The sequence below is a fragment of the Kosakonia sp. R1.Fl genome, assembly GCF_023516815.1.
GTDB lineage: Bacteria > Pseudomonadota > Gammaproteobacteria > Enterobacterales > Enterobacteriaceae > Kosakonia.
The window spans coordinates 4,274,983-4,289,806 of record NZ_JAMGSQ010000001.1; the positions used below are offsets into that span (position 1 = coordinate 4,274,983).

Genomic DNA, 14,824 nt, shown 5'->3' on the forward strand with positions numbered 1-14,824 from the left:
ACAGCGAAAACGCGTTACCCGGCCGCAGATGCCGCGTCACCGCCCGCCTCTGCTGATGGCGGGCGTTTTTTCCCCCGGCCTTTGGCAAACGTTTTTTTCTTCTCGCCGCCCGGTGCCACCAGCCCACGGAACTGACGCACCGGCGTGTTACGCGCCTGGTGAATCAGCTCGTGCAACGTACCGACCAGCGGCTGCATAAAGTCCTGATAACGGCACTCTTTCTCACTGATTTGCGTCAGCACCGACTCCCAGTGCGCGGTCATATCGGGGCGCGCCGCCATCTCCGGCAGCGAGTGGATCAACGCCCGACCCGGTTCAGTCGAGTGGATATAGCGTCCTTTCTTCACCAGAAAACTGCGCTTAAACAGCAGTTCGATAATCCCGGCGCGCGTCGCCTCGGTGCCCAGGCCATCGGTAGCACGCAGAATTTTCTTTAGATCTTTATCCTGCACGAACCGCGCAATCCCGGTCATCGCCGACAGCAATGTTGCATCGGTAAAGTGGCGCGGCGGCTGGGTCTGGCGCGCCACTACTTCGCCTTTTTCGCACAGCAATTCGTCGCCTTTTGCCACCACCGGCAGCGGAGTGCCGTCGTTCTCTTCATCGCGCTCTTTCGAACCAAGCAGCGTGCGCCATCCGGCCTCCGCCAGAAAACGCGCTTTGGCGATAAACTTGCCGTTGGCGATATCAAGATCGATCTGACATTTGCGAAACACCGCATCCGGGCAGAACTGCATCAGATACTGGCGAGCAATCAGGTTATAAACATTAGCTTCGTTATCGCTGAGATTGACCTTCGAGGCGCGGGCCGTTGGGATAATCGCATGGTGCGCATCGACTTTTTTATCGTCCCAGCAGCGGTTGCGCGTGTCCGGGTTCACCACCGGCTGCGGCAACAAATCAGGAGCATGCGCACCAATCGCGTTCATCACCGCATGTCGCCCGGCGAAGTGTTCTTCCGGTAAATAACGACAATCAGAACGCGGATAGGTGATCAGCTTGTGGGTTTCGTAGAGTTTCTGGCAAATATCAAGCACGTTCTGCGCACTTAGCCCATAGCGTTTTGCCGCTTCAATTTGCAGTGCAGAAAGCGAAAACGGCAGCGGCGCGAGTTCTGATTCCCGTTTATCGTTATAGGCCGTCACCAGCGCGGGTTGGCCGCTAATGCGGTTCACCACATGCTCCGCCAGCGGACGATGCAATAAGCGCCCTTCATCGTCCTGATAAGGCTCACACGCTTCGCTCGGCTGCCACAGGGCGGTAAAGCGCTCCCCGGCAGGCGTGATGATATGCGCTTTTACCTCAAAGAAATCTTTCGCCACGAAGTTCTCAATCTCTTCGTCACGACGCACCACCAGCCCCAGCACCGGCGTCTGCACGCGCCCTACGGAGAGCACGCCCTGATAACCGGCGTTGCGCCCCAGCAGCGTATACGCGCGGGTCATATTAATGCCATAGAGCCAGTCGGCACGGGCGCGCGCCAGCGCCGACACGCACAGTGGAATAAATTCGCTATTTGCCCGCAGGCGCTCAATCGCCCGCTCCACCGCCTGCGGATTGAGGTCGTTAATCAGGCAACGCTGCACCTGCTGGCGTTTTTCGGCGGGCAGTTGCAGGTAATCAATCACTTCATCAACCAGCAACTGCCCTTCACGATCCGGGTCACCGGCGTGCACCACCTGCTCGGCATCGGCGAGCAGGCGTTTAATGACATTGATTTGCTTCAGCACCGACGGGCGCGGCTGCAACTGCCACTTTTCCGGCACGATCGGAAGATCGGCCAGATTCCAGCGCGCATAGCGGCTGTCATAGGCATCCGGCTGCGCCTGCTCAAGCAGGTGACCAATGCACCAGGTCACCACCTGACCATTACCGCACTCAATATAGCCGTCACCTTTGCGATGCGGCTTCGGCAGCACATCGGCAATGGCACGCGCCAGACTGGGCTTTTCGGCAATAAATAACCGCATAGGATTAACGGATCTCAATCATCGGGCGACCGCCGCGCGCGCTGACCAGTTCACCAATCGCGCTCAGTTGAATTCCATATTCCGCCGCCGTGGCTTTAACTTTCTCTTCTGCACCCGGTGCCACCGCCAGCAGCAAGCCGCCGGACGTTTGCGGATCGCACAGCAAATCGCGCACCGCCGTCGGCATCTCACCCATCAGATGACCATAGCTGGCGAAGTTACGCTGGGTACCGCCGGGCACTGCGCCCTGGGCGATGTACTCTTCCACACCCGGCAATTTCGGCACATCCTGATACCAGACCTGCGCCTGTACACCCGCGCCCTGGCACATTTCACTCAGGTGACCGAGCAGGCCAAAGCCGGTGACATCGGTCATCGCTTTTACGCCGTCGATCCCGGCAAAGGCGGCACCGGCAAGGTTCATGCGGCACATCACTTCCGTTGCCAGACCAACGTGTTCCGGTTTGAGCAGCGATTTTTTCTCCGCCGTGGTTAATACGCCAATGCCCAGCGGCTTGGTGAGGAACAGTTTGCAGCCCGCCTGGGCGGTGCTGTTTTTCTTCACGCGTTCGGTTGGCACCACACCGGTTACGGCAAGGCCAAAAATCGGCTCCGGCGCGTCGATGGAGTGACCGCCCGCCAGCGCAATCCCGGCCTGCTGGCAGGCAAAACGCCCACCGTCGATCACCTCGCGCGCGATTTCCGGTGCCAGTTTGTCGAGTGGCCAGCCCAAAATGGCAATCGCCATAATCGGTTTGCCGCCCATCGCGAAAACATCGCTAATGGCGTTGGTTGCAGCAATGCGGCCAAAATCGAAGGGGTTATCGACAATCGGCATAAAGAAGTCGGTGGTGCTGATAATGCAGGTACCGTTACCCAAATCGTAAACGGCGGCGTCATCACGCGTTTCGTTGCCGACAAGCAGGTTCGGGTCGAGAAACTTCGCCTGCTCGCTATGCAGAATGGTATCCAGCACTTTGGGGGAAATTTTACAACCGCAACCGGCTCCGTGGCTGTATTGCGTTAAACGAATGGCTTGCTCGCTCATGGACATCTCCTGTCATTGCAATCGCGCTATGGTAGCGCCCAAATGCTGAGCTGATAAGTCTGGCAATCTGATTTCGCGCGTTATTGCTCATTAAGCAAACGAAACAGACATCACGTGCGATGATTTTTTGCCCGTAAACATCATCTCAATAACTACATCGGCCATTTTGCGAGTCACCGCAATGTTCTTTTTGGCATTTTATGACAGAAATATGACAGCAGCCACTGAGGGCTACGGACGATTTTTTACACAAAGGAACCGCTCATGAAAAAAAATATCATCGTGTTTTGTCTTGCTAGTTTGCTCTCTACCAGCGCTTTTGCTCTGGTTCCATCCGGGAATGACGCCACCACCAAACCTGATCTTTACTACCTGAAAAATGCGCAGGCGATTGATAGCCTGGCGCTGTTACCACCGCCGCCGGAAGTCGGTAGCATCGCGTTTTTAAACGATCAGGCAATGTACGAACAGGGCCGCTTGCTGCGTAGTACCGAGCGCGGCAAACAGGCAGCGGAAGACGCCAACCTGAGCAGCGGCGGCGTGGCAAACGCCTTCTCCAGCGCATTTGGCTCACCCATCACCGAGAAAGACTCCCCGCAGTTGCATAAACTGTTGACCAATATGATTGAAGATGCGGGCGATCTGGCAACGCGCGGCGCGAAGCAAAAATATATGCGTATCCGCCCGTTTGCCTTCTACGGCGTACCGACCTGCAACACCAAAGAGCAGGATTCACTGGCGAAAAACGGCTCTTATCCGTCCGGTCATACCTCGATCGGTTGGGCGACCGCACTGGTACTGGCAGAGATTAATCCACAGCGTCAGGATCAGATCCTCAAACGCGGCTACGATCTGGGTCAAAGCCGGGTGATCTGTGGCTACCACTGGCAAAGTGACGTGGACGCCGCGCGCATTGTTGGCTCCGCTGTCGTTGCCACTTTGCATACCAACCCGGCGTTCCAGCAACAGTTGCAGAAAGCCAAAGATGAGTTCGCCGCCCAGCGTAAATAAACAGCGCGCCCGGATGGGCAAGCTTTCGCTGTGATCCTTTCGCGTTGTTATCGGCGAAATCAAACTGGACGTTAAAAGAAAACGGCTGCGGCAGAGTTGTCGCAGCCGTCAGAGATCGGGCGAAGCTTAGAAACGTGTCACGAACGGCGTGGTATCCGGTACGGTGACAGTGGTCGAGGCTTTCAATTGCGGAGTACCGAGATACAAAAAGCCGACAATTTTATCCTGTTCGCGGCAGTCAAACGCCTGGCGAACCACCGGGCTGTCGGTCAGCGGGCCTGTGCGCCAGATACCGTTAAACCCCTGCGCCAGCGCCGCCATCTGCATTGCCATTACCGCGCAGCCGGCAGAAAGCAACTGTTCCCATTGTGGGACTTTATGGTGAACGTCGCATTTCGCCACCACCGCGATGATCAACGGCGCGCGAAAAGGCGATGTACGTGCTTTTTCGATACCTTTTTCATCCTGGTCTGCGGCAACCGCGGCCTGCTCCAGCGTCTGACTGAAACGTTCGCGCCCTTCCCCTTCGATGACAAAAAAATGCCACGGCTGCAGCGTACCGTGATCCGGCGCGCGCATGCCCGCACGCAAAATGCTATCCAGTTGTTCACCTTCCGGGGCCGGTTCTGCCAGCCGGGATGCGCTACGACGATTGACGAGCAGCTCAAGTGCGTCCATTAGTTAAACTCCTGTATTGAAATTTGTTCACAAAATTAACACGGGCGTAGAAATTGTTACAGCGCCGGAGGCGATTCCTGCTGACAAGTGGCGGCGGGGTAATTAGGATAACCACACTTTGCCGCTCGGGCAGCGGTGGTCGTTAACTACCAGGGAGAATACATGCGAACCCTTTGGCGTATTATTGCCGGTTTTTTCAAGTGGAGCTGGCGATTGCTGAACTTTATCCGCAAGCTGGTGCTGAATCTTTTCTTTATTTTGTTGGTGCTGGTTGTCGCTGGCGTGTGGATGCAAATGAGCGACAGTAAAACCAGCAGCAACAGTCGGGGCGCATTGCTGCTGGATATTTCCGGCGTGGTGGTGGACAAAACCTCCGCCAGTAGCCGGCTTGGCGCACTGGGTCGCCAGTTGTTTGGTGCCAGCTCCGATCGCCTGCAGGAAAACTCGCTGTTTGACATCGTCGACACCATTCGCCAGGCGCAACATGACCGGAATATCACCGGGATTGTGATGGATCTGAAAAATTTTGCCGGTGCCGATCAACCGTCGATGCAGTATATCGGCAAAGCGCTGCGCGAGTTCCGCGACAGTGGTAAGCCGGTTTATGCCGTGGGCGACAATTACAGTCAGGGCCAGTATTACCTTGCCAGCTTCGCCAACAAGATCTGGCTGTCGCCGCAGGGCGTGGTTGATCTGCATGGTTTTGCCACCAACGGCCTCTACTACAAATCGCTGCTTGATAAGCTGAAAGTCACCACCCACGTATTCCGCGTCGGGACCTATAAATCCGCCGTTGAGCCGTTTATTCGCGATGATATGTCCCCGGCAGCCCGCGATGCAGATAGCCGCTGGATTAATGAGTTGTGGCAGAACTACCTCAACACCGTTGCCGCTAACCGCCAAATCACCGCGCAGCAGGTCTTCCCTGGCGCACAAGCGATGCTGGATGGCCTGCGTAAAGTAGATGGCGACACGGCGAAATACGCGCTGGACAACAAGCTGGTGGATGAGCTGGGCTCGGCAACCGATGCGGAAAAAGCAATGGTTAAACAGTTTGGCTGGAGCACGGAGGATAAGAACTTCCGCGCGGTCAGCATGTATGATTACCAGGCGAAAAAACCGAGCGATGTTGGCGATACTGTGGCAGTGATTTTCGCTAACGGCGCGATCATGGACGGCGAAGAGACGCCGGGGAACGTAGGCGGCGATACCACTGCCGCGCAGATCCGCGATGCACGTCTCGATCCAAAAGTGAAAGCCATTGTGCTGCGTGTCAACAGCCCAGGCGGCAGCGTCAGCGCATCGGAAGTGATCCGCTCCGAACTGGCGGCAGCCCGCGCGGCAGGTAAACCTGTCGTGGTATCAATGGGCGGCATGGCGGCCTCCGGCGGCTACTGGATCTCGACACCGGCTAACTACATTGTCGCCAGTGCCAGCACGCTGACCGGCTCGATTGGTATCTTCGGAGTTATCAACACGCTGGAAAACAGCCTCGACAGCATCGGCGTACATACTGATGGCGTAGCAACCTCGCCGCTGGCAGATGTCAGCATGACCAAAGCGTTGCCGGACGAAGTTTCGCAAATGATGCAGTTGAGCATTGAGAATGGCTACAAACGTTTCATCACGCTGGTGGCACAGTCGCGCAACAGCACGCCTGAGCAGGTTGATAAAATCGCCCAGGGTCACGTCTGGACCGGCCAGGATGCGAAAAATAACGGTCTGGTCGATGCGTTGGGCGATTTCGACGACGCGCTGGCGAAAGCGGCTGAGCTGGCAAAACTGAAACAGTGGCATATCGATTACTACGAGGAAGAGCCGACATTCTTTGATCGTGTAATGGATAGCATGTCCGGTTCGGTCAGCGCCATGCTGCCAAAAGCATTGCAGGCATACCTGCCCGCGCCGCTGGCGAGCGCGGCGCTGGAAATGAAAGCTGAAACTGACAAACTGGCGGTGTTTAACGATCCACAAAATCGTTATGCGCTCTGTCTGAACTGCGCCAATATCCGCTAAAATCACCTGACCACGTCCCCTCCACCGGAGGGGATTTTTTTGATGAAGCCAGAATATAACTATGCAAAAAAAATCCATTTACGTTGCCTACACGGGCGGGACTATCGGTATGCAACGCTCAGAACACGGCTATGTGCCGGTTTCCGGTCACCTGCAACGTCAACTGGCGCTGATGCCTGAGTTCCATCGCCCCGAAATGCCTGATTTCACCATTCACGAATATGAACCGCTGATGGATTCGTCCGATATGACGCCGGAAGACTGGCAACATATCGCAGACGATGTGAAAGCCCACTATGACGATTACGATGGTTTTGTCATTTTGCACGGTACGGACACGATGGCTTACACCGCGTCGGCGCTGTCGTTTATGCTGGAAAACTTAGGCAAACCGGTCATTGTGACAGGGTCACAAATCCCGCTCGCCGAACTGCGTTCTGATGGCCAAATCAACCTGCTTAATGCGTTATATGTGGCGGCCAATTTCCCGATTAACGAAGTGACGCTGTTCTTCAATAACCGTCTGTATCGCGGCAACCGCACCACCAAAGCGCACGCTGATGGTTTCGACGCGTTCGCTTCGCCTAACCTTGCGCCACTACTGGAAGCGGGTATCCATATTCGCCGCCTGGGCACGCCGCCCGCGCCACACACCACTGGCGAACTGGTTGTTCACCCGATCACCCCGCAACCGATTGGTGTGGTAACGATTTATCCAGGCATTTCCGCCGATGTGGTGCGTAACTTCCTGCGCCAACCGGTAAAAGCGCTGATCCTGCGTTCTTACGGCGTGGGTAATGCGCCGCAAAACGGTGAGTTTCTGAAAGAACTCCAGGAAGCCAGCGCCCGCGGCATCGTGGTGGTCAACCTTACACAATGTATGTCCGGCAAGGTCAACATGGGCGGCTACGCCACCGGCAACGCCCTCGCCCATGCAGGTGTGATTGGCGGCGCAGACATGACAGTGGAAGCGACATTGACAAAACTTCACTACCTGTTAAGCCAGGATCTGGACGCTGATGCCATTCGCACCGCCATGACACAAAACCTGCGCGGTGAACTGACGCCGGATGAATGAGGAGGCTCGTATGACGCAACGCGCACTGCTGCTGGTTGATATTCAGAATGATTTTTGTGCTGGCGGCGCGCTGGCGGTAGCCGAAGGTGACAGCACGGTTGATGTTGCTAATGCCATGATGACGTGGTGTAAGACACGCGGCAATGCCATCGTGGCAAGCCAGGACTGGCATCCGGCCGGACATGGCAGTTTCGCCAGTCAGCACCACGTCGCGCCGTTCACAACTGGCGAACTGGCTGGGTTAACCCAAACGTTTTGGCCCGATCACTGTGTACAAAACAGCGAGGGCGCAGCGCTGCATCCGTTGCTAAACCAGAAAGCTATCGATGCGGTGTTTTACAAAGGGGAAAACCCGCTGATTGACAGTTACAGCGCGTTTTTCGATAACGGCCATCGTCAGGAAACCGCCCTGCACACCTGGTTGCAGCAGCACGGCATTCGCGAGCTGGTAATCCTCGGTTTAGCCACTGATTACTGCGTGAAATTTACCGTGCTGGATGCGCTACAACTTGGTTACGAGGTGAATGTCATTACCGATGGTTGCCGTGGCGTGAACCTGAATCCGCAGGACAGTACGCAGGCGTTTATGGAGATGTCAGCGGCTGGCGCGACGCTCTATACGCTCGCGGACTGGCAGGAAACGCACGCCTGATGATGCCCCTGCCGGATGGCGTTGCGCCTCCGGCATGGCGACTTACGATTTAAACGTCGCGATCGGTTTTGGCGAAATGCCAAAATCCTCTTTTAATTGCTGCTTACTTTTCATCACCATCTGGCCGTTGGTATCAATGGTCATGTGCTGCGCCTGCGTGTTATTGCGCGCCTGCCACAGCATCACCAGTTGCAGGCTGTTCTCTTTTTGCTCTTGCGTCAGCGCAACGCCATCCGGCCATTTCCCTAACTCAACGGCCGTTACCAGGCGCTGGTAGATCTCCGGCGTCATGCTGTTAACGATTTGATCAAAATTCATCTTTAAAACCCCTTGGAATAATTGCTGAATCGTTTTTTCAACCCTGAGATCGTTCGCCGTTTTCGTCATCCGTAAAACTCAGGGAAGCAGAGTTGACGCAATAGCGTTCGCCGGTCGGTTGCGGGCCATCCGGGAAGACGTGCCCCAGATGCGCATCACATTTTCCACAGCGGATTTCCACACGCTGCATGCCATGCGAATAATCGTTAATATAGCGGATAGCATCTTCGCTCACCGGCTCAAAGAAACTTGGCCAGCCGCAGCCAGAATCATACTTGGTTTGCGAATTGAACAGCGCGGCGTCGCACACCAGACAGTGATAAATCCCGTCGCGTTTGTTATGCAGAAAACGTCCGGTGAACGGCGGCTCGGTGCCGTGGTTCTGCGTCACGTAAAACTGCATTTCAGTCAGTGTTTTTTTCAGGTCGTCTTCAGAAGAATTATGCGCCATTTGCTCACGCCTCACGGTAAAAACTCGACAACTTTTCAGCCTGATTCTAACAAAACATTAACACTGCGGCGTTAACTTTTGTTCTAAACTTATTTGTTGCGGTAAAGCAGCCGGTGAATTGTGATTGATCTCACATTTTTATCCTATCTGACCTTTAAAATTCCAGGCGGCGCCCCTATATGGGGAGCATGCTCAAAGGAAGAGTGAGGCGAGTCAGTCGAACAAAGGTTATGCGGAGGATTGATTTGTCGCAATGATTGACACGATTCCGCTTGACGCTGCGTAAGGTTTTTGTAATTTTACAGCCAACCTTTTATTCACTAACAAATAGCTGGTGGAATATATGACTATCAAAGTAGGTATCAACGGTTTTGGCCGTATCGGTCGCATTGTTTTCCGTGCTGCTCAGGAACGTTCTGACATCGAAATCGTTGGTATCAACGATCTGTTGGACGCTGAATACATGGCGTACATGCTGAAGTATGACTCCACTCACGGTCGTTTCAACGGTACCGTAGAAGTGAAAGACGGCCACCTGGTTGTTAACGGCAAAACCATCCGTGTTACTGCTGAGAAAGACCCGGCTAACCTGAAATGGAACGAAATCGGCGTTGACGTAGTTGCTGAAGCTACCGGTATCTTCCTGACCGACGAAACCGCTCGTAAACACATCACCGCTGGCGCGAAAAAAGTTGTTCTGACTGGCCCGTCCAAAGACAACACCCCGATGTTCGTACGTGGCGCTAACTTCGACAAATATGCTGGCCAGGACATCGTTTCCAACGCATCCTGCACCACTAACTGCCTGGCTCCGCTGGCAAAAGTTATCAACGACAACTTCGGCATCATCGAAGGTCTGATGACTACTGTTCACGCGACCACCGCAACGCAGAAAACCGTTGATGGCCCGTCTCACAAAGACTGGCGCGGCGGCCGCGGCGCATCCCAGAACATCATCCCGTCCTCTACCGGTGCTGCTAAAGCTGTAGGTAAAGTACTGCCGGAACTGAACGGCAAACTGACTGGTATGGCGTTCCGCGTTCCGACTCCGAACGTATCCGTTGTTGACCTGACCGTTCGTCTGGAAAAAGCTGCGTCCTACGAAGAAATCAAGAAAGCCATCAAAGCCGCTTCTGAAGGCCCGATGAAAGGCGTTTTGGGTTACACCGAAGACGACGTGGTTTCTACCGATTTCAACGGTGAAGTTTGCACTTCCGTGTTCGATGCTAAAGCGGGTATCGCACTGAACGACAACTTCGTGAAACTGGTTTCCTGGTACGACAACGAAACTGGTTACTCCAACAAAGTTCTGGACCTGATCGCTCACATCTCCAAATAAGTTGAGATGAGAACATGATCTGAAAGAGCGACTTCGGTCGCTCTTTTTTTGTTTTGAAGACAGAGGATTGCGTTAATGATTAATAAAATTTTTGCACTTCCGGTAGTCGAACAAATTACCCCTACTCTCTCCCTGCGCAAAATGGACGAACTGGACGTTATCGTCGTCGACCATCCGCAGGTTAAAGGTTCATTCGCCTTACAGGGCGCACATCTGCTCTCATGGAAACCGCAGGGCGAAGAAGAAGTCCTGTGGCTGAGCGGCAACACGCCGTTTAAAAATGGCGTCGCACTGCGCGGCGGCGTGCCGGTCTGCTGGCCGTGGTTCGGCCCGGCAAAACAGCAAGGCCTGCCAGCGCATGGTTTTGCGCGCAATCTGCCGTGGGCGCTGAAAGCGCATAACGAAGACGCCAGCGGCGTCGTGCTGACCTTTGAACTGCAGAGCAGCGATGCATCGCGCAAATTCTGGCCACACGATTTTACGGTGTATGCCCGTTACAAACTGGGCGCGACCTGCGAAATGGAGCTGGAAGCTCACGGTGAGTTTGAAACCACCTCGGCGCTGCACACCTATTTCAACGTCGGTGATATCGCAGCCGTGAAAGTGAGTGGTCTTGGCGATCGCTTTATCGACAAAGTGAACGATGCGAAAGAAGATGTACTGGCCGATGGTGTACAGACGTTCCCCGATCGCACCGACCGCGTCTATCTGAATGCGGAAGCCTGCAGCCTGATCCACGACAGCGCGCTTAACCGCACCATTGAAGTCATCCACAGCCATAACGCTAATGTCGTGGCGTGGAACCCCGGCCCGGCGCTCTCCGTCAGCATGACTGACATGCCGGATGACGGTTACAAAACGTTTGTCTGTGTGGAATCGGTTAACGCGACCGTGCCGCAGAAAACCACTGAAGAAAAACCGTCCCGCCTGGCGCAGACCATCCGCGTCGTTAAACGCTGATCCTGCCAACCCTCTCCTGACAGGAGAGGGTTATTACTCCTGTCACACCACGTCGAGTGGCGTTTTACGCCCCGGAGCCGGGAACGCGTTGTCCAGCCGTATTAACTCTTCGCTACTTAACGTGATATTCAGTGCCGCCGCATTTTCCTGCACATGCGCCACGCTGGATGCTTTGGGAATGGCAATCACGCCCTGGTGGCTAATAACCCATGCCAGTAAAATTTGCGCAGCACTCACCCCATGAGCTGCGGCAATATCGCGCACCGTGCTGTTTTCCAGCAAACCATTGCGCAGGCGGCCAGCCTGAGCCAGCGGACAATAGGCCATCACTGGCATTGCCTGTTGCTGGCACCACGGCAGCAGATCATATTCAATGCCGCGAGAACCAAGATGATACAGCACCTGATTTGTCGCACAGGCGTCTCCGCCGCGTACGCGCATCAGCTCCTGCATATCGCTGTAATCCAGATTTGAAACGCCCCAGCGGCGTATTTTGCCCTGCGCGATCAGCGTTTCCATCACCTCGACGGTTTCAGCGAGGGAGTAGTTACCACGCCAGTGCAGCAGGTAGAGATCGAGAACCTCTGTTTTCAGGCGACGCAGGCTGGCTTCGCAAGCGGCGATTGCCTTCTTGCCGCCGGCATTCCACGGATAAACTTTGGAAACCAGGAACACCTTGTCACGTAAACCGCCCTGTAAGGCTTCGCCGACCACCTCTTCCGCTCCGCCGTCGGCATACATTTCCGCCGTATCAATCAACGTTAATCCCAGATCGATACCCGCACGCAGCGCATCCACTTCTTTCTGGCGCAGCCGCGCGTTTTCCCCCATGTACCAGGTGCCCTGGCCAATGGCGGGCTGCGAAACCTGGCCTGCAAAAACCACTTTTTTGTCTGCCATCTTCTCCTCCTGCTAAACGTTTCACCGTAAAGCAAAACAGGGCCAATGGCCCTGTTTTATTGCACAGATCGCGCTATTCAACTGCACAATCAGAAGCGGTACGTCACCCCGGTAGACAATATCCCGCCCCAGGATTTGTCCACCATCGGGCTGTCTTTGATCTCATCCGACAGATGGGTGTAACGGCCCGAGCCGTACACGGTCCAGCTGTCCGTCAGACGGTAGCTGACCGTCAGCTCCAGATAGGGGCTCCAGCCATTATCCGGATCGTAGCTTTTCAGCCCGCTGCGACGCGCTTCATTGCGCGACACACCGTAGTAGTAGTTGTTCAGGTTATCGCTGGCCCACTCAACACCAACGCCCGGCGTAACGCTCAGCGCACCGTTGTTGTAGTTGTACAACCAGCCAATATCCCACATAACACCGTTGCTGTTATCCAGCACATCGCCCGCAAGGGTCGTACGCAGGAAACCATAATCCGTATTGTGGACATATGAAAGCCCCGCCATCATTGTCCCTTTACGGCGATCCAACTGACGCAACTGGTTGTTATCACTGTCTTTTGGTTTGAACTCCCATGGGAAGTAAAACGCGGTGATGGAGAGTTTATCCGCCTGGTCATTCCACAGGTAATAACCGCCGCCTAAGCCGCGAAACCAGAAATTATCACTTTCATAGGTGATAACAGGAACCGGCAGGACACGTTTATCATACTGTTTATACGGGGATTCAACGACGCCCACGCCAGCGCCCAGTGAAAAGGTATTTTCTGCATTTGCTGCAAAAGCGCAGGACGCGGTCAGCACGCCCAGTGCCACGAGTTTGATTTTGGTCACAGTCCTTTCTTTCCTGTAGTCAAATAATTGGCGCAAGAAGTTTAACCGCCCGCGCCAGCCTACCCAAATTTTTTTACCTAAACATTACAAAAAATCGCAAATTATGTATGCCGATTACCCTGCCGCAACGAGTGCGGAAAAATGCTTTCGCGCCCCGTTCATCAAGCCACTTCAACCCTTTCTGGTATTAAATGACACGCTGTACATACCGTTACACGGCAGTGCTCATCATCCGTCATAAGGCTGGTATATAGTGTCGCGGAAACAGAGATCAAATTTATCTGTTACGTTAAAAAACAACATATTTTAAACAAATGAATATCAAGTAGTTTTAATTTTATAATGAAAATCAAAAATACTTTCTGCCTACATTTTTTGATGGCGCTTCTCGCCGTCCTGTTCCTTTGCGTTCATCCGCTGGTTACCCGCTTTGATCCGCCGCTTAAATTCCAGCCGCTGATTAAAGCTATGGACGGCACGGCAAAAGAGCAGGCGGAAAAAATAGCCACTATTTCTCATGCCCTGCAGGGTAATGCGATTTTTTTCATTGGCGCATCGGAAGTCGCCACCTCAGAAGATGAACCTTACGCTGTTTATAATTACCTTAATAATGATTTACATCGTAATGTAGTCGCATTTGGCGACAGTTTTGATGATAGCGTCACCCATTTTCTCCTGCTGTCTCGCTTTAAGAATGACCTTAACGCAAACAGTAAAGTCGTTTTACTACTCGCGCCCGATAGTTTTTATTCAACCGGCGTACCTCCGGCTATTTTTGCGAATAATTTTCCGGCACCGGTTTTTAATCCGTTAATGCAGGATGAACAAACACGCCCATTCCTCGTCAACTACTTACGCCATATCAATAAAAAAGAGACCAGCCATTTAACCGTTGAACAAATGAAAATTGCTGGCTGGGACCTGGACAATATCTGGCAAGAAGTCAGTTACGAATTTGCTAATTTCTGCACACTGATTAAAAACGACTGGCTGGCGATGCTGGATGTTGAAGCGGCACCCGCACGCCCCTGGCCTGTACAACCCGCTGTTGATATCACGCCGAACTGGGAACATGAACTGGCCCACGCCCGCGAACTGAACGAGGCGCGCCAGGAAAGCGCAGACACCTTGTGGATGGACAAAACGGTTTACCAACCCGGCGAAAAACCAGAAGTATGGGACGATTCGCCCGTTGAGCCGGAACAGTTGAAAGCGTTTCGCGCCATGATTAAGTTGCTGAAAGAGCGCCACGTTCAGGTGGTAGTCATTATCGATGCGATAAACCGTCGTGCGGTGCAAAACCCTGAGCTGGTGCAGCCTGCGGTAACGCAAACCACCGCCATCCTGAAAGAAAACCAGATCCCCTATTTTGATATGTACTCCATGCCCTATCAGGACGGCTGGAACTGGGATCGTCTGCATCCTACCGATCTGGCATGGGTACCGATGGACCGCTTTATTATTGAGAGTTTTAAACGATGAAATACGCTATTCGCCTGTTTTTCCTTTATCTCTTACTGGCGGTCACCGTTATCGCGTGGTCCTCTGTTGATGAAAGCATGAATTT

14 protein-coding genes are annotated in these 14,824 nt (G+C 54.0%); 7 read left to right on the forward strand and 7 right to left on the reverse strand.

Translation table 11 applies throughout. From position 1 onward, the window contains the following. Positions 1-14: 14 nt before the first annotated feature. Positions 15-1,970, reverse strand: a complete 1,956-nt coding sequence (locus tag M8Q36_RS20165; RefSeq protein ID WP_249882124.1) for a DNA topoisomerase III — start codon at positions 1,968-1,970, stop codon at positions 15-17. Between the two features lie 4 nt (positions 1,971-1,974). Continuing rightward, positions 1,975-3,018 carry a selenide, water dikinase SelD gene (selD, locus tag M8Q36_RS20170; RefSeq protein ID WP_249882125.1) on the reverse strand — a complete coding sequence of 348 codons (1,044 nt, stop codon included), beginning with the start codon at positions 3,016-3,018 and terminating at the stop codon, positions 1,975-1,977. Positions 3,019-3,282: 264 nt separating this feature from the next. Here selD and phoC point away from each other — a divergent pair, with 264 nt between their 5' ends. After that, positions 3,283-4,029, forward strand: coding sequence for an acid phosphatase PhoC (phoC, locus tag M8Q36_RS20175; protein WP_249882126.1), 747 nt, complete (start codon positions 3,283-3,285; stop codon positions 4,027-4,029). Between the two features lie 126 nt (positions 4,030-4,155). Here the strand turns inward: phoC and M8Q36_RS20180 are convergent, their stop codons facing one another. After that, positions 4,156-4,707 carry an NAD(P)H nitroreductase gene (locus M8Q36_RS20180; RefSeq protein WP_249882127.1) on the reverse strand — a complete coding sequence of 184 codons (552 nt, stop codon included), beginning with the start codon at positions 4,705-4,707 and terminating at the stop codon, positions 4,156-4,158. A gap of 162 nt (positions 4,708-4,869) precedes the next feature. Here M8Q36_RS20180 and sppA point away from each other — a divergent pair, with 162 nt between their 5' ends. From sppA to pncA, 3 genes are all read left to right on the forward strand, one after another. Beyond that, on the forward strand, positions 4,870-6,723 hold the full coding sequence (gene sppA, locus M8Q36_RS20185; RefSeq protein ID WP_249882128.1) for a signal peptide peptidase SppA: 1,854 nt from the start codon (positions 4,870-4,872) through the stop codon (positions 6,721-6,723). 61 nt (positions 6,724-6,784) lie between these two features. Beyond that, positions 6,785-7,801: an asparaginase gene (gene ansA / locus M8Q36_RS20190; RefSeq protein ID WP_017456517.1), complete on the forward strand. Its 1,017-nt coding sequence runs from the start codon at positions 6,785-6,787 to the stop codon at positions 7,799-7,801. Positions 7,802-7,811: 10 nt separating this feature from the next. Continuing rightward, complete coding sequence (gene pncA, locus M8Q36_RS20195; protein WP_249882129.1) at positions 7,812-8,453, forward strand: bifunctional nicotinamidase/pyrazinamidase; 642 nt, start codon at positions 7,812-7,814, stop codon at positions 8,451-8,453. A 42-nt stretch (positions 8,454-8,495) separates the two neighbouring features. On the opposite strand, the gene M8Q36_RS20200 is transcribed toward pncA, so the two are convergent. Together M8Q36_RS20200 and msrB are read right to left on the reverse strand one after the other, a co-directional pair. Beyond that, complete coding sequence (locus M8Q36_RS20200; RefSeq protein WP_249882130.1) at positions 8,496-8,771, reverse strand: YeaC family protein; 276 nt, start codon at positions 8,769-8,771, stop codon at positions 8,496-8,498. Between the two features lie 37 nt (positions 8,772-8,808). Beyond that, positions 8,809-9,222 carry a peptide-methionine (R)-S-oxide reductase MsrB gene (msrB, locus tag M8Q36_RS20205; protein ID WP_175272440.1) on the reverse strand — a complete coding sequence of 138 codons (414 nt, stop codon included), beginning with the start codon at positions 9,220-9,222 and terminating at the stop codon, positions 8,809-8,811. Between the two features lie 343 nt (positions 9,223-9,565). Here msrB and gapA point away from each other — a divergent pair, with 343 nt between their 5' ends. Both gapA and M8Q36_RS20215 read left to right on the forward strand, forming a co-directional pair. After that, entirely contained in the window at positions 9,566-10,561 is a 996-nt protein-coding gene (gapA, locus tag M8Q36_RS20210; protein ID WP_017456513.1) for a glyceraldehyde-3-phosphate dehydrogenase, read from the forward strand. Between the two features lie 75 nt (positions 10,562-10,636). After that, complete coding sequence (locus M8Q36_RS20215; protein WP_249882131.1) at positions 10,637-11,521, forward strand: D-hexose-6-phosphate mutarotase; 885 nt, start codon at positions 10,637-10,639, stop codon at positions 11,519-11,521. 42 nt (positions 11,522-11,563) lie between these two features. Here M8Q36_RS20215 and M8Q36_RS20220 read toward each other — a convergent pair whose 3' ends face one another. Next, positions 11,564-12,421 (reverse strand): aldo/keto reductase, encoded by an 858-nt coding sequence (locus tag M8Q36_RS20220; RefSeq protein WP_249882132.1) that lies wholly within the window; start codon positions 12,419-12,421, stop codon positions 11,564-11,566. An 89-nt stretch (positions 12,422-12,510) separates the two neighbouring features. Beyond that, positions 12,511-13,257, reverse strand: coding sequence for a MipA/OmpV family protein (locus M8Q36_RS20225; RefSeq protein WP_249882133.1), 747 nt, complete (start codon positions 13,255-13,257; stop codon positions 12,511-12,513). Between the two features lie 342 nt (positions 13,258-13,599). On the opposite strand from M8Q36_RS20225, the gene M8Q36_RS20230 reads away from it, so the two are divergent. Further along, positions 13,600-14,739, forward strand: coding sequence for a D-alanyl-lipoteichoic acid biosynthesis protein DltD (locus tag M8Q36_RS20230; protein ID WP_249882134.1), 1,140 nt, complete (start codon positions 13,600-13,602; stop codon positions 14,737-14,739). Positions 14,740-14,824 lie beyond the last annotated feature (85 nt).